The sequence below is a fragment of the Geothermobacter hydrogeniphilus genome, assembly GCF_002093115.1.
In the GTDB taxonomy this organism is placed as follows: Bacteria; Desulfobacterota; Desulfuromonadia; order Desulfuromonadales; family Geothermobacteraceae; genus Geothermobacter_A; species Geothermobacter_A hydrogeniphilus.
On sequence record NZ_NAAD01000022.1, the window covers coordinates 23,859 to 43,218 of the forward strand.

The window sequence follows — 19,360 nt, forward strand, 5'->3', positions numbered from 1 at the left end:
CTTCCTCTGAAATGCCGTTTGAGGGAGTAACGCGGGGGCTGATTTCCCCTTGACAGGTCCAAAACCCTTGTATACTGTATACACTCTTTCGAGAACAGTGGGCAACTGCATCCATTCTACCCGAAAGACGAAAAAAACGTCGTTTAACAGGTCATTCAGTCTTCCATGTGGCCACTGGCCCACCCAAGACCAGACTTACCAAGGAGAGAGACATGGCATCAAAAATTATCTGGACCAAAATTGACGAGGCTCCGGCCCTGGCGACCTATTCGCTGCTGCCGATTGTCAAAGCCTTCACCAAGGGCACCGGTATCGACGTCGAAACCAGCGACATCTCGCTGGCCGGCCGCATCATCGCAACCTTCCCCGACAACCTGACTGAAGAACAGAAGATCGCGGACAATCTGGCGTTCCTCGGGGACCTGGTCAAAAAGCCGGAAGCCAACATCATCAAGCTGCCGAATATCAGTGCCTCGGTACCGCAACTCAAGGAGGCAATCGCCGAACTTCAGTCGCAGGGCTATGACCTGCCGGACTACCCGGAAGAGCCTAAGACGGAAGAGGAAAAAGCCATCCAGGCCCGGTATGCCAAGTGCCTCGGCAGCGCCGTCAACCCGGTGCTGCGTGAAGGAAACTCCGACCGTCGTGCCGCCGCCTCGGTGAAGATGTTCGGCCAGAAAAACCCCCACCGGATGATGAAACCCTTCCCGAGCGACTCCAAGGCCCATGTCGCGCACATGAACGACGGCGATTTCTACGCCAATGAAAAGTCGGTGACTGTCGACAAGGGTGGCGATTTCAAGATCGAACTGACCGGCAAGGACGGCAGCACCACCATCCTCAAGGATGGTCTCACCTCACTGGACGGCGAGATTCTCTCCGCGACCTTCATCAGCAAAAAGGCCCTGCGCGCCTTCTACGCCGAGCAGATTGCCGATGCCAAAGAGCAGGGAGTCCTGCTGTCACTGCACCTCAAGGCGACCATGATGAAGGTTTCCGATCCGATCATGTTCGGCCACGCGGTTTCGGTCTTCTTCGAAAAAGCCCTGAGCAAACATGCCGACACCCTGAAAGAGATCGGTTTCAACCCCAACCAGGGGCTGGGCGATCTTTACAGCCGGCTGCCTAATCTGCCGGAAGAGAAACAGGCCGAGATCAAAGCCGACATCGAAGCGGTCTACAAAGAGCAGCCTGAACTGGCGATGGTCAACTCGGCCAAGGGAATCACCAACCTGCATGTTCCGAACGATATCATCATCGACGCCTCGATGCCGGTCGTCGTTCGCGACGGCGGCAAGATGTGGGGCCGCGATGACCAGTTGCATGACACCAAGGCAATGATCCCCGACCGTTGCTACGCCCGGTTCTACCAGGTGGCCCTGGATGACTGCAAAAAGAACGGCGCTTTCGACCCGGCCACCATGGGCAGCGTCGCCAATGTCGGCCTGATGGCACAGAAAGCCGAAGAATACGGTTCCCACCCGACCACTTTTGAGATTCCGTTCGACGGAACCGTTCGCGTCCTCGACGCCTCCGGCAACGTGCTGATGGAACACGCCGTCGAAACCGGCGACATCTGGCGCCTGTCGCGGGCCAAGGACATCCCGATCCAGGACTGGGTCAAACTGGCGGTCACCCGCGCCAAAGCCAGCGGCGAACCTGCTATTTTCTGGCTCGACGAAAAACGCGGGCACGATGCCCAGATGATCGCCAAGGTCGAAAAGTACCTCAAGGACCATGACACCAGCGGCCTCGATATCCGCATCATGGAGCCGGTCGAGGCAATGAAATTCTCCTGCGAGCGGGTCCGCAAGGGGCTGAACACCATCTCGGTGACCGGCAACGTGCTGCGCGACTACCTGACCGACCTGTTTCCGATTCTCGAACTCGGCACCAGCGCCCGGATGCTCTCCATTGTCCCGCTGCTGGCCGGTGGCGGCCTGTTCGAAACCGGCGCGGGCGGATCCGCCCCCAAGCATGTCCAGCAGTTCATCGAGGAAGGTCACCTGCGCTGGGACTCCCTCGGCGAGTACTGCGCCCTGGTCCCGTCCCTGGAGATGATCGCCGACAAGGACGGCAACCCGAAGGCGGCGGTGCTGGCAGAAACCCTCGACCAGGCGATCATGAATTACCTGGAAAACCAGAAATTGCCTTCGCGGAAAGTCAATGAGCTCGACAACCGCGGCAGCAGCTTTTATCTCGGCTATTACTGGGCCCAGGCCCTGGCCGCCCAGGACAAGGACGCCGAACTCAAGGCCCGTTTCGCCGAGGTGGCTGCCGAGCTGGAAAAGAACGTCGAAAAGATCGATGCCGAACTGCTGGCCGCGCAGGGAGCCCCGGTCGACCTGGGTGGTTACTACCATCCCGACGATGCCAAAACCGAGGCGGCGATGCGGCCCAGTGCCACGCTCAACGCCATTATCGACGCAATCTCTTGACAGCCCCCGGAGCCGTGTATACTGTGGGCACTGCCGACATTTCCGGCGCCGGATTCCAACCCTGTTCGTACCAGTGCCGGCCCCGCTGGGGCCGGCGAAATAAATCCCAAAGGAGAGAGAAAAATGGCTAGACCAAAAATTGCATTGATCGGTGGTGGTCAAATCGGTGGTGTTCTCGCTCAACTCGCCGCGCTGCGTGAACTCGGCGATGTCGTCATGTTCGACATCGTCGAAGGCATGCCCCAGGGCAAAATGCTCGACATTGCCGAAGCGTCCCCGGTCGACGGCTTTGACGTCGAACTCAAGGGCGCCAACGACTACAAGGATATTGCCGGCGCCAACGTCGTCATCGTCACCGCCGGCCTGCCGCGCAAACCCGGCATGAGCCGCGATGACCTGATCGAGGTCAACTCCAAGATCATGACCTCGGTCGCCGAGGGCATCCGTGACAACGCTCCCGACGCCTTCGTTATCGTCATCTCCAATCCCCTCGACGCCATGGTCACCCTCTGCCGCAAGGTTACCGGCTTCCCGTCCAACCGCGTCATGGGTCAGGCCGGCGTCCTCGACTCGGCCCGCTTCCAGGCCTTCATCGCCTGGGAACTGGGGGTTTCGGTCAAGGATGTCAACGCCATGACCCTCGGCGGCCACGGCGACACCATGGTACCGCTGATCCGCTACGCCTCGGTCAACGGCATTCCGGTCATGGAACTGCTGGAAAGAAAGTACGGCAGCGCCGAAAAAGCCAAAGAAGTCATGGACGCCATGGTCAAGCGCACCAAGGGTGCCGGCGGCGAAGTTGTCGCCCTGCTGAAGACCGGCAGCGCCTTCTACTCCCCGGCTTCCTCGGCCATCGCCATGGCTGAATCGATCCTCAAGGACCAGAAACGGGTCCTGCCGACCTGCGCCATGCTCAACGGCGAGTTCGGTGTTGACGGCTACTATGTCGGTGTCCCCTGTGTTCTCGGCGCCGGCGGGGTCGAAAAAATCATCGAATTCAGCCTCGATGCCGAAGAGCAGGCCCAGTTCGACAATTCCGTCAACGCGGTCAAGGGACTGGTCGACAGCCTCGGCCTCTGATGCCCTGTTGACGTTGAAAACCGCAAAGAAGGGCAATGGTTACATTGCCCTTCTTTGCTTTTCCGCGCGGAGAAATTTCAAGCAGGCTGTAACAACCCTTAAATCTGCCTGAAAAGCGGCATGACACAGACACTATTTCTTGTTCCAAATCCGCCGTTTGTGGTACCATTCCGCCGTTTTGACCCGCTCCGCCGGAGCCATTTACAAAAAGGAGACAGACAGGAATGAGCAAGGCCAAAGGTAAGCTCGAGGTCATCGAGAAATATTGCAAAGGCTGCAGCATCTGCGTGGAGTTCTGCCCCACCAAGGTTCTGGCCATGGACGCCTTTACCGTCAAGGTGGCCAATCCGGATGCCTGCATCGCCTGCATGCAGTGCGAACTGCGCTGCCCGGATTTCGCTATCAAAGTCGAAAAAATTGCCTAACCACTAGAGGAGGTTTCGACCAGTGGCTAAAAAAGTTGCTCTGATGCAGGGGAACGAAGCTTGTGCCCACGGCGCTCTGTACGCCGGGTGCAACTTCTTCGCCGGCTATCCCATCACTCCCTCGACCGAAGTGGCCGAGGTGCTTTCCAACGAACTGCCGAAAGTCGGCGGCAAATTCATCCAGATGGAAGACGAAATTGCCGCCACCGCAGCCCTGATCGGCGCTGCGTTGACCGGCGCCAAGGCTCTCGACGCCACCTCCGGTCCGGGCATGTCCCTGAAACAGGAACTGCTCGGCTATGCCTGCATCGCCGAGATTCCCTGCGTCATTGTCAATGTCCAGCGCGGCGGTCCTTCAACCGGTATGCCGACCGGCCCCAGCCAGTCCGACATGCAGCAGGCGATGTGGGGCACCCACGGTGACCACGCCGCCATCGCTCTCTCCCCGGCCTCCTGCCAGGAGATTTTCGAAGAGACGGTCCGCGCCTTCAACCTGGCGGAGAAATACCGCATGCCGGTCCAGCTGCAGCTTGATGAAATCTGCGCCCACATGCGCGAGCCGGTCACCTTCCCCGAGCCGGGCGAGCTGGAAGTCATCGACCGTGAAGCACCGACTGTCGCCCCCGAGGATTACAAGCCCTACGACGACAGCCAGGGGCAGATCCCGCCGCTGGCATCCTTCGGCAGCGGCTACCGCTACCATGTCACCGGCCTGAACAAGGCGGCCGACGGTTTCCCGACCACCAAGGCGGAACTGGTTGACGCCGAAGAGCGTCGTCAAATCGCCAAGGTGATGGACAACCTCGACGACATCCTGAAGAACGAGGAATACCAGCTCGAAGATGCCGAGGTGGTGCTCTTCGCCTACGGCTCGACCAGCCGCAGCGCCCGCTACGCGGTCAACGAGCTGCGCAAGGAAGGCATCAAGGCCGGGATGTTCCGCCCGATCACCGTCTGGCCCTTCCCCGAACAGCGGGTTGCCGAGCTGGCTGACCAGGCCAAGGCAATCATCTGCCCGGAAATGAACCTCGGACAGATGGTCCGTGAAGTCGAACGCGTTGCCAAGGGTGCCTGCATCGTCAGCCACATCGGCCGCGTAGATGGTGAGCCGATCAATCCCGGCCAGATTATCGACCGGGTGAAGGAGGTGCTGTAATGGCATACGATTACGAGAAATCAATCCGTCCGGGCAAGCTGCCCCATATCTGGTGCCCCGGTTGCGGCCACGGCATCGTCATGAAGGGCCTGATCCGCGCCATGGACGCCTGTGAACTGGACCTGAAAAACACCGCCGTGGTTTCCGGCATCGGCTGCGCCAGCCGCCTGCCCGGCTACCTCGACGCCTGCACCCTGCACACCGCCCATGGCCGGGCGGCCGCTTTCGCCACCGGCGTCAAGATGGCCAAACCGGAGATGACCGTGCTGGTAGTCGGTGGTGACGGCGACGGCACCGCCATCGGCGGCAACCACTTCATCCATGCCTGCCGCCGCAACATCGACATCACCTACATCGTGATGAACAACAGCATCTACGGCATGACCGGTGGTCAGTTCTCGCCCTGCACCCCGACCGGGGCGATGGCTTCGACCACCCCCTACGGCAACCCCGATCCGACCTTCGACATCAGCAAACTGGCAATCGGCGCCGGAGCGACCTTTGTCGCCCGCGGCACCGCCTTCCACGCCACCCAGATCGACAAGCTGATCGCCGAGGGCATCCGCCACAAGGGTACGGCGGTGATCGAAATCCTCGATGACTGCCCGACCACCTACGGTCGCCGCAACAAGTTCCGTTCGGTGGTCGACATGATGAAGCGACTCAAGGATATCGCCGTCCCGGTGGCCGCGGCCGCCAAAATGACCCCTGAGCAACTCGAAGGCAAGGTTCTCACCGGCGTTCTCTTCAAGGAAGAACGTCCCGAGTACACCGAGCAGTACACCCAGGTTATTGCCAAGGCGCAAGGCGCCTGATCCCCAGCTGAAGGAGAATTGAACCATGGCAGAACGTTATGAAATTCGGTTTTCCGGTGCCGGTGGTCAGGGCCTGATCACCGCCGGAATCATCCTGGCCGAGGCGGCCAGCATCGTCGAAGGCAAAAGTGCCGTCCAGTCTCAGAGCTACGGCCCCGAGGCCCGTGGCGGCGCCTCCAAGTCGGAAGTCATCATTTCGGATGGCCCCATCGACTACCCGAAAGCGACCATTGTCGATGCCTGCCTCGCCATGACCCAGGTCGCCTGCGACAAGTACGCCAACGGCATCAAGCCCGGCGGGCTGCTGCTGCTTGATGAAGATTTCGTGCCCAACGTCCCCGAAGGCGATTTCAAAGTGGTTCGGGTGCCGATCATGCGCACCGCCCAGGAAGAAATCGGCCGCGCCATCGTCGCCAACGTGGTCGCCCTCGGAGCGATGATCGCCCTGACCGGCGTCGTTGCCAAGGAATCCGGCCTCAAGGCGGTTCTCTCCCGGGTTCCCGAGGCCTTCAAGGACCTCAACGAAAAAGCCTACAATCTGGGCTTCGAGAAGGTTAAAGCCGCCATGGCCTGAAAACCGGCCGGCACAGCAGAACAAAGAAAGCCCGGAGCATCCGCTCCGGGCTTTCTTTTGTTTGGAAAGGTCTATTAATCTAGCCGAATTCGGCGATGAACTTCTCGGCCATCGCCACATCCTCCTTGCTGCCGATGAAAACCGGTGACCGCTGGTCAATTCCTTCCGGTTCGATATCGAGAATCCGCTCCCGGCCATTGGAGGCCGCACCGCCCGCCTGCTCCATGATGAAAGCCATGGGATTCAGTTCGTAGAGCAGTCGCAGCTTGCCGTTGGGAGCGCCTTCGAGATGGGGATACATGAAAATCCCCTGTCCCTTGATCAGCACCTGATTGATATCCGGAACAAAGCCGCCGCTGTAGCGCAGCTTGGAACCTTTCGCCTCCAGGGATGAGATGAACTTTTCCACTCCGGGAGAATACTTGTTGCGCTGCCCGCCGGGAGAATAGATGGTACCGGCCGGCTGCATCTTCACATGCTCCTGAATCAGGGTGTATTCCATCAGCGAGTTCATGGCAAATTCATGAACGCCGCTGCCGGTCGAGTAGACCAGGGTACAGCGGGGGCCATAGAGGATATACATGGCGGCCACCATGTTGCGGCCGCGCTGCAGCACGTTGTCGCCACGGTAAATACCGATAATGGTTCCGACAGCCAGGTTGACATCGACCAGGGAAGAGCCGTCGAGAGGATCGTAAGTAATCGAATACTTGCCGTTCAGGTTGACATTGATAATCTCGTCGGTCTCTTCGGAGGCGATGGTGGAAATCACCCCGGAATGGATCAACCGCTTGCGCAGGATCCGGTCGGAGAGCACATCAAGCGCCAGCTGTTCCTCCCCGTAGAGGTTTGACGTACCGGCAACCCCCAGGTCGCCGGTGCGGATAGCGTTGATCACGTAACGCGAAGCGGTGGCTATTTCGCAGATGACCCTGGTCAGGTCCCGATCTTCCTCATGCTCCCGCAGATGACGTCGCAGATCGACCTGAAAAGGTGTTGTACCCGGTTCTCTAACCATGAAATTTCCCTCCTGACGGACAGATTGAACACTCTTGACCATTGCCTGTACCAGGCTAAGGAGTTTAGACCATCCCCACTGCCTGAACAAGAGCAAATCTCGCGGTCTGCGGCTGCCTTGACGTCTTCCCGGTGACTGCTATGCTGGATGAACACCCAGACCCGGGAGGATACGTCATGAAAGAAGAACAACAGCAGCAACCGACATCCCCTGAGAGTGACCACCAACATGAACGCAAAACCATGGAGAAGTTCTGGGGAGCCACGGTCGAAACCTGGAACAGCGCGACCTTCCGCGCCAATCAGTACAAACGGATTGTGCAGAAAAAGATCGATCTGACCTCACTGCACAAGAAGATTTCCACCGCTCACGCCGATCTTGGCAAAAAAATCGACGACCTGTACCAGAACGGCAACGACAATGTCATGGAACATCCGGATGTCATGAACATGCTCAAGGGCCTCGGCAGCATGCGCCAGGCCGCGGCAGGACTCGAAGAGGAGATTGTCAAGATCAAGAACGAAGAACCGCCGGAAGACGAGATGCAGCCGCCGACAGGCGGAAACGCCTGACATCCCGGCACAAGAAGGAAGCCTGTACCCAATTGAAACGGGCCCTGAAAATCAGGGCCCGTTTTTTCATCTACATTCAGTTTTCAACATCAGCGCAGGTGCTTGCGCGCCCGCGGCACACTGTGCAGGCGTTCATCCTTGTACTCCCGGTCCCACTTGCGCATCTCTTCGAGGACTTCCGCTTCGACGGCCGACATCTCGGCGGCATGCCGGTCCATGATGTCGATGGCCCTGTCGATGCTGTCGCTGCGCTGTTTCAATCCGGGGCGGGGGTCATTGATTCCTGCATGGTTAAACTGGGGCATACATCCTCCTTACTACGGCTGTGCCCACGACCTTGATTCCGAACACGGACATGGGCGACCAACGATCAGTGAAGTCCCAGAGGTCCTCTTATTATACAACGACCGACCATCCGGGCAAACCCCTGTTCAACATCTTTTTGTTCGTCTCTCTGATTTGTGGTTCTAACGACCGAGATCCTGTTTCCACTGTTGCTGCAATTCCGCCAGGCTCAGGCCATAAGATCCGAAAACCCGGGCAAAGGCATCATCCGCGGAAGCTCCCGCACCGAGATCCCGCAGGATATCCCCGATTTGAAACCAGCCGTAATCATCCACCAGGTAACGGACAAAAGAATAGCTCTGTTCGTAAGCCAGACGGACCTCGGCAGCCGGCAGATTTTTCCAGCTGCCGGTCAGGGAGTTGAAATCAAGCAATGCCGGCGCCTGTTCCAGGGCCCGCAGGGGTGGATTAAAACGCCCGCGTCCTGCCAGTTCGGCCAGGCCTTCATTGAGCCAGGTCGGACAATGATTCCCGGCCAGTTCCCGCACGACAACATGGGTGTATTCATGAAACAGTACCGCCTGAAGGGGGGCGGAAACCTGCTTCACGCCACCGAGCGGGATACGGATTTTGCCGTCGTAAAGGCCCGCGGCCCAGTCGGGCGAGGCGGTGATGCGGGAGAAATCGGCACGCGTGTAAATCAGCACCGGAACCTGTCCGGCGGGATAAACATCCAGATTCCCTCCCAGTTCAACATAGGCCTGGTGAAGAACATCGAGCAGTTCAGCACCAAGATCCGGATCGCCGGCAGCATCGTAGGAAAGAACAAAGCTGGACGTGTAGCTCTGTTCCATACCTGACTCGACCTTGGCCTCCCGCCGGGCCTTGGCCAGCATCGCCTGAAGAGACGTATTTCCCGGGTCCAGTTCCAGAGCCCTGTTCCAGGCGTCAATCGCCTCCTCCAGGCGATTGGTGAGATAGTCAACCCGACCGAGAAGCTGCCACACCCCCGCCTGTTGATCATCGATGCCGAGAGCTTCGTTGAGAACCACCTCGGCTTCGGCGTAGGCTTTCTCCGCCACCAGGGCATGAGCCCGGGCGAGCAGAAAACGGGTATCGTCCGGCGCCAGTTCCTGTCCCTGTTGAAAAAGGTCACCGGCCTGACGATATCTTCCCTGGCGCAGCAGTTCATGACCACGGGCCAACAGAACGACGGCGAGATTTTTTCGAATCTGTTCGTCGTAGGGCTGGTCCTGCCGGGCCTGGCGCAGGTAATCCAATGCCCTGGCGGTATCACCGGCCCGATAGGCCTCAGCACCCAGCTGGTTGTTCTGGGAGGCATTCAGAGCGGCACAGCAGAACGAAGCCGACAGCAGGAGAAAAACCAGCAGCAGAATCAGTCCGGCAGCTCTTGACCCGTTCAAGGACGCTTCCCCCGGGCGAGAATCTCCAGCATCGCCTGGTGCAGCAGGCCGTTGCTGGCAAGAATTTCAGCACCGTGAATGTCGAGCGGCGCATCGGAAAAATCACTCACCCGCCCACCGGCCTCGCGGACAATCAACTGACCGGCGGCGATATCCCAGGGTTTGAGTTTCATCTCCCAGTAACCATCGAAACGGCCGCAGGCGGTATAAACCAGGTCAAGGCTGGCCGCCCCGGGACGACGGCAGGCCTGGGCGGCCTGCTGAAAGGCAACGAAGTGATCGTAATTATTGACCGGGCTTTGTTTCCGGTCATAGGGGAAGCCGGTTGCCAGCAATGCCTGGTCAAGCTGGTCAGTCTTTGAGACCTGGAACCGTCGGTCATTGAGCCTGGCCCCCTGTCCCTTTTCCGCGATGAACATCTCGTTCATCGCGGGATTGTAGACAACACCGAGTACGACCTCACCATCAACCGCCAGGGCGATGGAAACCGTCCACCAGGGCAAGCCGTGGGCATAATTCGTGGTGCCGTCAAGCGGGTCGATAATCCACTGGTACGGAGATTTCCGGGCCCCGTAATCTCCCTCCTCGGCAAGGATGTCGTGACGCGGGAAAATACCCCGGATGACATTGACGATCATCTCTTCAGCCGCCTGGTCGGCGTCAGTCACCAGGTCGACTTCACCCTTGTGGCGAATCTGCAGGGTCCGACCGAATTTCTCCAGCAGCACCTTCCCCCCGGCGACAGCCGCCTGCAGGGCAATTTCTTTCATAGAACCTCCCCCGGCCCGGTCGGTGAAAGCTGGTCGCACCACATCCGGGTTGCGCCGACCACCGCCAACGGGATACAGAAAAACTGCAGAAAAGGGATGGCCAGCAGGCAGAGAACCCCGGTACCGAAGCCGAAGGCCATGAACATGCGCCCGCCGATAAAGCGGCGCTGTTCACGAAACCCCTGCCCCTTGCGGCCGAAAACATAACTGGTGTACTGGATGGCGAGAAAATAGACCGTAAACAGGAAGGAGAGAACCGAATAAAGCAGAGTGCCGAACCCGGGAATGAAATTCAAGAGCAGCAGCAGTACCATGCCGATGACAAAAACGATAAGTTTCCTGCATTCGTCGACCAGGATACGCCCGATTTCCCGCAGCGAAAAGGGTACCCCCTCAGCCTTCCCGCGAATCGCCAGCTCGGTTTTCTCCGACAACAGATCATTGAAGGGGGACGAAATCAGATTGCCGACCACGGTGAAAGAAAAGAAGACCAGCACCGCCGTCAGCACCACCGCCACCAGCCAGAGAAAATAATAAAGCGTCGCCCAGTACCAGGCATCGCCGCTCGGAATCATCGTCTCAACCCGGGTGTTGAAAAAATCGAGCCCCAGCCAGACAGCCAGAGAAAAAATAACCGTGTTGATCAGAAAGGGAATCAGTACATATTTCCACAATCGCGGCGTCTTCATCAGGAAGCGCCCACCGGCGAAAGGGTAGAAGAAACCACGCGAAAAATGAGTCAGGGGATTGTTGCGGAGCAGATTGACCATCGACAGTCGCCTCGAACCGGGTAGGTGATAGAAGGTTACATCCTATCACAGCCGCCGGGGGTTCGTCATCGGCAACAAGCGTGCTTTTCGGTTATAATGGTGTTCAGTCCAACCCTTAGGGGTTGGGGCCCGCCGACCGCAAACACTGACAAGGGAGAGAACAACATGACTGAATTCAGTTGCCAGAACCCCGAAGAACACTGCGACCTGCACGCCTGCCAGTTGACCGGCAAGGAGCGCAACCCGGACGTCGACAAGATATTTGAAAACCCCCGTTTCGCCTGCACCAACTGTGGTGTCAAGGTCCACGATGCGGCCAACGTCTGCATGCCCAAAGAACTCTGAGGGTTGCATCAGCAGACAGAAACAAAGGGGCAGACTGCCTTCACAGCGTCTGCCCTTTGCTTTTTCGTCTGACAGACCTCACTCGTCAGCGAGCATCCGCTCCAGGGCATATCGCGCGTGCAGTTCGGTGGTGTTGAACAGCGGCATGTCGGTGTGTTCCGGCCTGATCAGCAGCGGGATTTCAGTACAGCCGAGGACAACTCCCTGCGCTCCGAGTCCGCGCAACCGCTCGATGATCCGCAGGTAGGCTCGACGCGAGGAGTCGGTGAACTGCCCGCGACAGAGTTCCGCGAAGATAACCTGATGCACCAGTTCCCGCTCTTCCTCTTCGGGGATGACCACCTCGATTCCGAACCCCTGCCGCAGTCGATCCCGGTAAAAACCTTCCTCCATGGTGTAACGGGTACCGAGCAGGCCGACCCTGGTCACGCCCCTGGCTAAACAAGCGCGACCAACGGCATCGGCGATATGCAGCAACGGTACATCGATCCGGGCTTCGACCTGCGGCGCCACCTTGTGCATCAGGTTGGTACAGATCAGCACCATATCGGCGCCGCACTGCTGCAGCCCCCGGGCGGCGGCACCGAGCATTGCGCCCGCCTGCTGCCAGCGACCGCTGACCTGCAGCTGCTCAATCTCGGCGAAATCAACGCTGTGCATGATGATTTTGGCCGAATGTAATCCTCCGAGTCGTTCACGCACTCCCTGGTTGAGAATCTGATAATACAAAATGGTCGATTCCCAACTCATGCCGCCCAACAGACCAACTGTTTTCATAACCATAACGCCTCCCTGTCCTGGAATACCCCATTCAAACCCGAAAACTGTTTACAAAACAGATACAGATAACATAAAAAACAAACATAACAGTTTTTCGGGAGACCGAGATGGACCACAATGAATTCCGCTACCGCAGGGTCGAAAAGCAGATCACCACGCTGATCGAAAGCGCTGCCATCAAACCCGGCGACAGACTGCCCTCGCTGCGCAAATTGAGCGGCCAACTCGGCGTCAGCATCAGTACTGTCAGCCAGGCCTATCTCGAACTGGAAAAAAAGGGGGTCATCGCCTCCCGGGAACGCTCGGGGTTCTTCCTCAGCCCATCCGCCGGCCGCATGCCCGCCCCGGCCAGCCGCCCCCGCCCGGCCCTGGTACCGACCAGCAGCAGCCGCAGCGGACTGATTCAAAAGGTTCTTGAGGCGCTTGGCAACAGGGATCTGCTCCCCTTCGGCGTGGTCTGTCCCGCCGACGAACTGCTGCCGGCGAAGACCCTGGCGCGGCTGTTCAGCAACTCCCTGCGCAACGATCCGGCTCGGGCTCTCAATTACGCACCCGTCGCCGGCGAGGATGATCTGCGGCGCCAGCTCGCCCTGCGCGCGCTGGAAGCCGGAATCAGCGTCACCCCCGAAGAGATCCTCATCACCAGCGGCGCCATGGAAGGACTTGCCATCGCCTTGCGGGCCCTGACCAAACCGGGAGACAATGTCCTGATCCAGTCGCCCAGCTACTTCTGTTTCCTGCAGCTTCTTGAAAACTGCGGTCTGCGCGCCATCGAAATTCCTTCTTCAGGCGACGGCATCGATCCGCGAGACGTCCGCCGCGCCATCGAACGTTTCGAGATCCGCGCGGCGATCCTGGTTCCGAACTTCAACAACCCCGACGGCAGCCTGACCGCGGACACCCGCAAAGAAGAGATCGTGCGCCTGCTCGGCGAACGGGGTATTCCCCTGGTCGAGGATGATGTCTACGGCGAGATCTATTTCGGCGCCGAACGATCGCGATGCTGCAAGAGCTTCGATGACGCGGGCGAGGTCATTTACTGTTCCTCCTTCTCCAAGACCATCGCGCCGGGTTACCGGGTCGGCTGGATGATTCCCGGCCGCCACTACGGCAAAGCCCTGGACCTCAAGACCACGACCAACATCTGCACCGCCTCCCCCAACCAGATGGCAATTGCCGCCTTCCTGCGTGAAGGCTACTTCGAGCGCCACATGCGCCGCCTGCGCGGAGCTATCCACAACCAGATGAAAGCGTTGCTGCTCAGCCTGCACCGCCACTTCCCGGCTGAAACCCGGGCCGGTTTTCCCTCCGGCGGGGCCGCGATCTGGGTCGAACTGCCGCCAGACATCGACGCGGTCGACTATTTCTTCAAGGCGCGGGAAGCGGGCATCGGCCTGGCACCGGGCCCGATTTTCTCGACCCAGGACAAATACAACAACTTCATCCGTCTCAGCTGTAACGGGATCTGGAACGAGAAAATGGAACAGGGGGTGAAAACCCTCGGCAGATTGGCCGAAGAGATGTACTGAATCAATCCTGAATCAATGAGCCCCTTGTCGGTGGCCAGCACAAGTCATTGGCCTGCCTGAGCTTCCCAAAAATCACCAGCGAACCTATGGGTGCGCTTCAGATTTTTGGAAATCCCATTCAGGCCAAGCACTTGCACTCTCCATCCAACAGGAACTCACTGATTCAGGAATCCCCGGATCCACCGGCTGTTTTGCGGACCGAGGGTGGCGAGACGGGTGAAGGGGCGAGGCGCCGTGCCGATTCGGGCGGAAACGTAGCCGAGCTACGTTGAGCACCGAACCGGTGAAGGCAACGAAGCAGATTCATCCGTAACGACAGCCGAATCCCGAAATTGCCGGTGGATTTGGGGAATCCACCCGGGCGGCACTGATCCCGGCCAGGTAGCCGGTCGACCAGCAGACCTGCAGGTTGAAACCGCCGGTCGGCCCGTCGATATCAAGCATTTCGCCGGCAAAATAGAGGTTCTCGATTTTCTTCGAGCGCAGGCTGCGCATGTCGACATCCTTGAGAGAAACGCCGCCTGACGTGACGATCGCCTTCTTCAGCCCTTCATGGCCGGTGACCCGCAGCGGCAGGCGCTTGAACAACTCCAGCAGGCCCCGACGTTCGGTACGGGTGACGGAGTGGCATTTCTTGCCGGGATCGATGCCGGAAAGCAGGATGAAACGGGGGATCATGTCGCGCGGCAGCAGCTTGCCAAGGGCATTGCGGAAATCCCTGTTGGCATGATCCGCAAGTTCGCGCTGCAGGCGTTTGTCGAACAACTCGTCACTGACCGCCGGTTTAAAATCAACCTCCAGCGAAACTTTCCCCTTTGTCAAAGCCTCACGGATAGCGGAACTCATATCGAGGATGATCGGCCCGCCGATACCGGTGCGGGTGAAGAAGGCCTCACCGAAACGTTCATCGAACGGCGAGCCGTCGAGCAGGGCGGCGATGCGGATATTTTTCAGATTGAGACGGCACCATTCCCCGGTCCAGTCTTCGGCCAGCCGAATCGGCATCAATGCCGCTTCCGGCTTGACCAGTCGGTGACCACACGCTTCGGCCCAGGCGTAACCGTCACCGGTACAGCCGGTTTCGGGATAGGAAAGCCCGCCGGTGGCAACCAGGTAGCGGGCCGCCCGAGAAATACCGCGGCCGGTCACCACCCCGCTTATGCGGCCACCCTCCACCTGCAGGTGCCTGACCTCACAGCCGGTGCGGAGTTCGACTCCGCAGTCACGCAGAAAGCGGTCCAGAACCTGCTGCACATCGACCGCCCCGCCACGGGCCGGGAAAACCCGCCCGCCCCGCTCGGTTTTCAGGTCCAGTCCGCGCTGCCGGAAAAAATCGACAACATCCCGTGGTCCGAAAGCATAGAGAGCCGTCAGCAGGGCCCTGCCGTTGCGCCCGAATGCCTCGGCAAAGTGCCGCGGATCATCCTCGTCGTGGGTTACGTTGCAACGCCCCTTGCCGGTGATCAGCAGCTTGGCGCCGCAGCGCCGGTTCTTTTCCAGCAGCAGCACCCGGGCACCGTTGAGGGCGGCAAAGCCGGCAGCGAAGATCCCGGCGGGGCCACCGCCGATGACGATCAGATCATGAGAGCTGCAATGATTTTCCGGCGGGTTTCTCACGGATGCCCCGTTCCCGGGATCAGCTGTCAATGGACAGAACCCGGGGCAATTCGGCCACTCTGGACTTGAACAGTTCCAGACTGCCGTCATTGACAATGATGTCGTCCCAGGCGTCGAAACCGTCGAGCGAGGTTTCACTGGCGTGATTGCCGGCGGCGGCGAAGCCGGGACGCTCGATCTTGACAATCCTGCCGTCAAGTTCCCGGATGGAGCGCAGTTCGTTCATGAAACGCACATCATCGACCAGGATGTGAACCCTGTCGAGATCGTAATCACGCACCTTCCGCGTCCAGGCCCGGGTCCAGTAATCGGGCTCCCGGGCGCGGCGGTATTCGGTCCCCCACCACTGCAGAATCAGGCGCACGGTCAGGGCCGTCTGTCCCGGACGATCCTGGATGGCACTGTTGATACGGATAAAATCTGCCCAAGGCGGGCAAACCTCAAGGGCTTTTTCCTGATCGATATAAAAGGTACGGACCTTATCCTCCTGGCTGCCGTAGACCAGGGGCACATGGTCGACGGCGCCAACCTGACGCAGAAAACCCTCGACCTCGTCGCGCAACAGCATCGCCATCGGCACAATCAGCGTTTCACGTTGGAGCAGGGGAGCAAGATGGTGGGCGGCGGTGGTTTTCCCCGAGGCGGCCTTGCCGGCAAATCCAAGTATCATCACAGATCCTTCGTCCGAAAATTCACGCCGAGTGTACAGAATTCGAAGGCAGGCTGCAATGGCACAGGCGTAAAAAAGCGGGAGTCAGATCGACTCCCGCTCGCTTCTGGTTCAGAGTGTCGTCACTACTCGGGCGGCAACACGCAGCAGACAATCTCCACCCGCCGATTCTGATAGCGCCCTTCCCTGGTCTTGTTGTCGGCAACCGGTCGGCTCTTGCCGTAACCCCTGAAGAGCAGCCTCTTGCCGTCAATACCATAATTGGCAATCAGGTAATCACGAACCGCCCTGGCACGAGCCTCGGAGAGTTTCTGATTGTACTCCGCGCTGCCGGTATGGTCGGTGTGACCGGCGATCAGGATGAACGGCACCTGGCTGTGCTCACGAATAAAGGCGGCCGCCCGATCGAGATCGGCCTTGAACTCCGGCTTGATTTCAGCCTTGTCGAAATCGAAATTGATGTGCAGGGTCAGCTTCAGGCTGCAGCCGTCCTCATCGACGAATTCTCCACGCGGTGTATTCGGACACTTGTCACGGCTGTTGGGTACGCCGTCACCATCATCATCCCCATCTACCGGGGCCGCTTTGCGCTGCAGGAACGCCTTTTCAACAAAAGCCGCCATGGCCCCGGAGTCGGCGAGGCTCGCCGCGGTCTGTGACGAACCACAGCTACTGGCTGCCGCGACCTGCTGCAGGGCCTTTTCCCCCTGAGGGAAACCACCGACAGCGATGGTATGAATACAGAGATTGCCGCCAAAAGCATCAACCAGTTTCTTGGCCGCAACCGGGGCGTCACTCATCTGCAGCCCATCGCTGACCACCACGATGGCATTCTTGCCGCCGGCTCCACTGAGGTCTTGTCCGGCCGCCATCAGGGCCGCCGCCAGCGGGCTGTTGCCGCCGGCCTCCTTGACAGCATCGAGGCCCTGCTGCAAACCACTGCGGGTGTAACGGGCAAGTCCATAGATCAACTCGGTTTCAGCGGCCATCTGCTTTGAATGAAGACCGAAATGACGCAACCCGGTATTGAAACCCAGATCTGGGGGCAGGCTGCGATTGATCCCGGCGATCACCCCCTTGGCATCCTGGAAGTTGGTGCCGCTTCCTTCCATAGCCATGGTCATCGAACTGTCCAGGATGAACAGCGCATTGTTCACCCTGGGCTGGTACTTGCCCGACTCGAAAGTCGCCGGACTGAAAGTCATCGGCGCCATTCTGGTCTGTTGTGCGGCACAGCCGAAAAGAAACGCACTGCTTAACAAAAGCATGGCGATTGCGGAAAATGTTCGTCTCATCTTTCTGCCTCCTCACGGGTGGTGTATCGAGGTGTGAACCCGTCGCGGAATCTGAAGTCCCATCTGCCGGGTTCGGCAACAGGTTGAATTCGTCAAGAGGAAAAGAGTTCGCCAGGCGGGAAACTGTCGTCAGTTCAGCCACCCCTCCCCTGTATTCCTGACTATTCCAGTAAATTTTAGCAGTGAGCCGGGCTTTGTCAAAAAAGAGAGAAGGATTATTTACAGACAGCGGCGGAACAGGGGACGGGGGGCATTGGCCAGACAGGCGCCGGTGACAACCAGGATGCCGCCGACCAGCAGCGACGGGCTGAGGGTTTCACCGAGCAGCAGGGTGGCAAGCAGCACCCCGTTGACCGGGACAAAATTGATGAAGACCGCGGCCCGCGACGGGCCGATGGCTTCAATCCCCTGAAAGTACCAGAGAAAACTGACCACGGTGCCGAACAGACCGAGATAGCCGATGCTCAGCCAGGAAGATATGGAAAGCCCGAGGGCTTCGGCGAAGCTGTCCTGCAGCAGCGCCGGAATCAGCAGCAGCAGGGTCCCGACGAGGGACGACCAGCAGACGGCGGCCAGCGGCGACAACCCCCGCATGGCGGTCTTGCCGATCACCGAGTAGAGCGTCCAGGAGAGCACGCAGCCGAAAATCAGCAGCTCGCCGCGGCCGATGCCGCCCTGCAGGATCAGCTCCGGGTTGCCCCGGGTGATGACCAGCATGGCGCCGAAGATCGACAGGGGGATGCCCAGCAGACGGCTGAAGGGCAGGGATTCCCGATAAACCAGGACCGAACAGAGGGTGATGGCGACCGGGTTGAGGGCAATGATCAGCGCCGCCCGACCGGCACCGATCTGTGTCAATCCGTTGAAGAAGAAGAGGTTGTAGGCAAAGATACCGGTCAGTCCCAGTGAGCTGACGGCCAGCATCTGCCGGCGGTCGAGTTTCGGCAGCCGTCCCTCCAGACGCCGGGTGGCCACCACCAGCAGCAGCGAGGCGAACAGGAAGCGGAAGAAAGCCGACGTCGCCGGATGGACGTCAGCGGCCAGAAACCGGCCGGCGACGAAGGTCCCGCCCCAGAAGAAGGCGGCGGCGAAAAGCTTCAGGTAGGTTGACAGCACCGCCGCAGGTTACCAGCCTCGACCAGGAAATCAATACATTTCCATGGACAGTAAAACACCCGCCCTGATAACTGGTATGCTTCTGGTGAAACTCAGGACTGATTTCTGGAGACGCCATGCGACGCTACTCGGACCAGCCCTTCCCCGCCTACCGTCACCGGCTCGACCGGACCCCGCACCCGACCCGTGACCCGCGCGGTCACAGCTACGGACTGCCCGAGCCGATCCCCCTTTCCTGTTCGCAACGAAACTGGCCCGGCTGTGAACCCTATCTCTATGGCGTCGACCTGTTCAACCACGGCTATTTCTGGGAAGCCCATACCGCCTTCGAGCAAGTCTGGCTGGCGGAGGGGCGCGAGACGGTCAACGGGCTCTTTTTTCAGGGATTGATCCAGATCGCCGCCGGATTCCTCAAGCTGGCGGGCGGCGAACCGGACAACGCCCGGATGCTGGTCGAACTGGGGATCGAAAAACTGCCGACCGAGCCCGAGGTCTTTTTCGGGCTGCAACTGTCACCTTTTATCACCCGAATACGGGAAAGCCTGGAGAATGAGGCCATCCCGCCGATAATAGAGCTGCAGATCGAAAACAGCTTCTGAACCAGCCACCTCATCTCTTCCCGGTCATGAGCGGTCTTCCTTGACCCTGGACATACCGACCGGGTATCGTCAATAGCATGTT

Annotated in this window: 20 protein-coding genes; 10 read left to right on the plus strand and 10 right to left on the minus strand. The window is 59.3% G+C overall.

Annotated features, from left to right (window positions below; all coding sequences use genetic code 11):
* The first annotated feature begins 212 nt into the window (after window positions 1-212).
* The 6 genes from B5V00_RS14280 to B5V00_RS14305 all read left to right on the plus strand — a co-directional run bounded on the left by B5V00_RS14280 (window position 213) and on the right by B5V00_RS14305 (window position 6,488).
* The gene (locus tag B5V00_RS14280) at window positions 213-2,438 is read left to right on the plus strand and encodes an NADP-dependent isocitrate dehydrogenase (RefSeq protein ID WP_085011496.1); all 2,226 of its coding nucleotides are present in this window, start codon (window positions 213-215) and stop codon (window positions 2,436-2,438) included.
* Window positions 2,439-2,561: 123 nt separating this feature from the next.
* Complete coding sequence (gene mdh, locus B5V00_RS14285) at window positions 2,562-3,518, plus strand: malate dehydrogenase (RefSeq protein ID WP_085011497.1); 957 nt, start codon at window positions 2,562-2,564, stop codon at window positions 3,516-3,518.
* 224 nt (window positions 3,519-3,742) lie between these two features.
* Window positions 3,743-3,943, plus strand: a complete 201-nt coding sequence (locus tag B5V00_RS14290) for a 4Fe-4S binding protein (RefSeq protein WP_085011498.1) — start codon at window positions 3,743-3,745, stop codon at window positions 3,941-3,943.
* A gap of 22 nt (window positions 3,944-3,965) precedes the next feature.
* Entirely contained in the window at window positions 3,966-5,099 is a 1,134-nt protein-coding gene (locus tag B5V00_RS14295; protein WP_085011499.1) for a 2-oxoacid:acceptor oxidoreductase subunit alpha, read from the plus strand.
* Window positions 5,099-5,914: a 2-oxoacid:ferredoxin oxidoreductase subunit beta gene (locus B5V00_RS14300; RefSeq protein ID WP_085011500.1), complete on the plus strand. Its 816-nt coding sequence runs from the start codon at window positions 5,099-5,101 to the stop codon at window positions 5,912-5,914. Before B5V00_RS14295 ends, B5V00_RS14300 begins: the two co-directional genes overlap by 1 nt.
* 25 nt (window positions 5,915-5,939) lie before the next feature.
* Window positions 5,940-6,488: a 2-oxoacid:acceptor oxidoreductase family protein gene (locus tag B5V00_RS14305; RefSeq protein ID WP_085011501.1), complete on the plus strand. Its 549-nt coding sequence runs from the start codon at window positions 5,940-5,942 to the stop codon at window positions 6,486-6,488.
* Window positions 6,489-6,567: 79 nt separating this feature from the next.
* Here the strand turns inward: B5V00_RS14305 and B5V00_RS14310 are convergent, their stop codons facing one another.
* Window positions 6,568-7,506, minus strand: a complete 939-nt coding sequence (locus tag B5V00_RS14310) for a class 1 fructose-bisphosphatase (protein ID WP_085011502.1) — start codon at window positions 7,504-7,506, stop codon at window positions 6,568-6,570.
* Window positions 7,507-7,682: 176 nt separating this feature from the next.
* Between B5V00_RS14310 and B5V00_RS14315 the strand changes: the two genes are divergently transcribed.
* Entirely contained in the window at window positions 7,683-8,078 is a 396-nt protein-coding gene (locus B5V00_RS14315) for a hypothetical protein (protein WP_085011503.1), read from the plus strand.
* 89 nt (window positions 8,079-8,167) lie between these two features.
* Here the strand turns inward: B5V00_RS14315 and B5V00_RS14320 are convergent, their stop codons facing one another.
* The 4 genes from B5V00_RS14320 to cysZ all read right to left on the minus strand — a co-directional run bounded on the left by B5V00_RS14320 (window position 8,168) and on the right by cysZ (window position 11,327).
* Entirely contained in the window at window positions 8,168-8,383 is a 216-nt protein-coding gene (locus B5V00_RS14320) for a hypothetical protein (protein WP_085011504.1), read from the minus strand.
* A 162-nt stretch (window positions 8,384-8,545) separates the two neighbouring features.
* A complete protein-coding gene (locus tag B5V00_RS14325) occupies window positions 8,546-9,787 on the minus strand; it encodes a peptidase MA family metallohydrolase (protein WP_085011505.1) in 1,242 nt (413 codons plus the stop codon).
* Window positions 9,784-10,557, minus strand: coding sequence for an inositol monophosphatase family protein (locus tag B5V00_RS14330; protein WP_085011506.1), 774 nt, complete (start codon window positions 10,555-10,557; stop codon window positions 9,784-9,786). The genes B5V00_RS14325 and B5V00_RS14330 overlap by 4 nt, the downstream gene beginning before the upstream one ends.
* Window positions 10,554-11,327 carry a sulfate transporter CysZ gene (gene cysZ, locus B5V00_RS14335; RefSeq protein ID WP_085011507.1) on the minus strand — a complete coding sequence of 258 codons (774 nt, stop codon included), beginning with the start codon at window positions 11,325-11,327 and terminating at the stop codon, window positions 10,554-10,556. The genes B5V00_RS14330 and cysZ overlap by 4 nt, the downstream gene beginning before the upstream one ends.
* Before the next feature lie 165 nt (window positions 11,328-11,492).
* Here cysZ and B5V00_RS14340 point away from each other — a divergent pair, with 165 nt between their 5' ends.
* Window positions 11,493-11,672 (plus strand): hypothetical protein, encoded by a 180-nt coding sequence (locus B5V00_RS14340; protein WP_085011508.1) that lies wholly within the window; start codon window positions 11,493-11,495, stop codon window positions 11,670-11,672.
* Between the two features lie 78 nt (window positions 11,673-11,750).
* Here the strand turns inward: B5V00_RS14340 and B5V00_RS14345 are convergent, their stop codons facing one another.
* On the minus strand, window positions 11,751-12,449 hold the full coding sequence (locus B5V00_RS14345; protein WP_085011519.1) for an aspartate/glutamate racemase family protein: 699 nt from the start codon (window positions 12,447-12,449) through the stop codon (window positions 11,751-11,753).
* 110 nt (window positions 12,450-12,559) lie between these two features.
* On the opposite strand from B5V00_RS14345, the gene B5V00_RS14350 reads away from it, so the two are divergent.
* Complete coding sequence (locus B5V00_RS14350; protein ID WP_085011509.1) at window positions 12,560-13,981, plus strand: aminotransferase-like domain-containing protein; 1,422 nt, start codon at window positions 12,560-12,562, stop codon at window positions 13,979-13,981.
* Between the two features lie 303 nt (window positions 13,982-14,284).
* Here the strand turns inward: B5V00_RS14350 and B5V00_RS14355 are convergent, their stop codons facing one another.
* The 4 genes from B5V00_RS14355 to B5V00_RS14370 form a co-directional block, all read right to left on the minus strand.
* The gene (locus tag B5V00_RS14355; RefSeq protein ID WP_172399769.1) at window positions 14,285-15,598 is read right to left on the minus strand and encodes a BaiN/RdsA family NAD(P)/FAD-dependent oxidoreductase; all 1,314 of its coding nucleotides are present in this window, start codon (window positions 15,596-15,598) and stop codon (window positions 14,285-14,287) included.
* A 19-nt stretch (window positions 15,599-15,617) separates the two neighbouring features.
* Window positions 15,618-16,268: a deoxynucleotide monophosphate kinase family protein gene (locus B5V00_RS14360; protein ID WP_085011511.1), complete on the minus strand. Its 651-nt coding sequence runs from the start codon at window positions 16,266-16,268 to the stop codon at window positions 15,618-15,620.
* Window positions 16,269-16,393: 125 nt separating this feature from the next.
* Entirely contained in the window at window positions 16,394-17,563 is a 1,170-nt protein-coding gene (locus tag B5V00_RS14365) for an OmpA family protein (protein ID WP_085011512.1), read from the minus strand.
* A 219-nt stretch (window positions 17,564-17,782) separates the two neighbouring features.
* Window positions 17,783-18,679: a DMT family transporter gene (locus B5V00_RS14370; RefSeq protein WP_245803988.1), complete on the minus strand. Its 897-nt coding sequence runs from the start codon at window positions 18,677-18,679 to the stop codon at window positions 17,783-17,785.
* A 116-nt stretch (window positions 18,680-18,795) separates the two neighbouring features.
* Here B5V00_RS14370 and B5V00_RS14375 point away from each other — a divergent pair, with 116 nt between their 5' ends.
* The gene (locus B5V00_RS14375; protein ID WP_085011513.1) at window positions 18,796-19,278 is read left to right on the plus strand and encodes a DUF309 domain-containing protein; all 483 of its coding nucleotides are present in this window, start codon (window positions 18,796-18,798) and stop codon (window positions 19,276-19,278) included.
* Window positions 19,279-19,360 lie beyond the last annotated feature (82 nt).

Excerpts from the sequence above, each read along its gene's own strand:
- B5V00_RS14280 (WP_085011496.1), top strand. The coding sequence starts at position 213 with ATGGCATCAAAAATTATCTGGACCAAAATTGACGAGGCTCCGGCCCTG.
- B5V00_RS14365 (WP_085011512.1), bottom strand. The coding sequence starts at position 17,563 with ATGAGACGAACATTTTCCGCAATCGCCATGCTTTTGTTAAGCAGTGCG.
- B5V00_RS14300 (WP_085011500.1), top strand. The coding sequence starts at position 5,099 with ATGGCATACGATTACGAGAAATCAATCCGTCCGGGCAAGCTGCCCCAT.
- B5V00_RS14310 (WP_085011502.1), bottom strand. The coding sequence starts at position 7,506 with ATGGTTAGAGAACCGGGTACAACACCTTTTCAGGTCGATCTGCGACGT.
- B5V00_RS14360 (WP_085011511.1), bottom strand. The coding sequence starts at position 16,268 with ATGATACTTGGATTTGCCGGCAAGGCCGCCTCGGGGAAAACCACCGCC.
- mdh (WP_085011497.1), top strand. The coding sequence starts at position 2,562 with ATGGCTAGACCAAAAATTGCATTGATCGGTGGTGGTCAAATCGGTGGT.
- B5V00_RS14375 (WP_085011513.1), top strand. The coding sequence starts at position 18,796 with ATGCGACGCTACTCGGACCAGCCCTTCCCCGCCTACCGTCACCGGCTC.
- B5V00_RS14330 (WP_085011506.1), bottom strand. The coding sequence starts at position 10,557 with ATGAAAGAAATTGCCCTGCAGGCGGCTGTCGCCGGGGGGAAGGTGCTG.
- cysZ (WP_085011507.1), bottom strand. The coding sequence starts at position 11,327 with ATGGTCAATCTGCTCCGCAACAATCCCCTGACTCATTTTTCGCGTGGT.
- B5V00_RS14350 (WP_085011509.1), top strand. The coding sequence starts at position 12,560 with ATGGACCACAATGAATTCCGCTACCGCAGGGTCGAAAAGCAGATCACC.
- B5V00_RS14305 (WP_085011501.1), top strand. The coding sequence starts at position 5,940 with ATGGCAGAACGTTATGAAATTCGGTTTTCCGGTGCCGGTGGTCAGGGC.
- B5V00_RS14320 (WP_085011504.1), bottom strand. The coding sequence starts at position 8,383 with ATGCCCCAGTTTAACCATGCAGGAATCAATGACCCCCGCCCCGGATTG.
- B5V00_RS14345 (WP_085011519.1), bottom strand. The coding sequence starts at position 12,449 with ATGAAAACAGTTGGTCTGTTGGGCGGCATGAGTTGGGAATCGACCATT.
- B5V00_RS14340 (WP_085011508.1), top strand. The coding sequence starts at position 11,493 with ATGACTGAATTCAGTTGCCAGAACCCCGAAGAACACTGCGACCTGCAC.
- B5V00_RS14315 (WP_085011503.1), top strand. The coding sequence starts at position 7,683 with ATGAAAGAAGAACAACAGCAGCAACCGACATCCCCTGAGAGTGACCAC.
- B5V00_RS14290 (WP_085011498.1), top strand. The coding sequence starts at position 3,743 with ATGAGCAAGGCCAAAGGTAAGCTCGAGGTCATCGAGAAATATTGCAAA.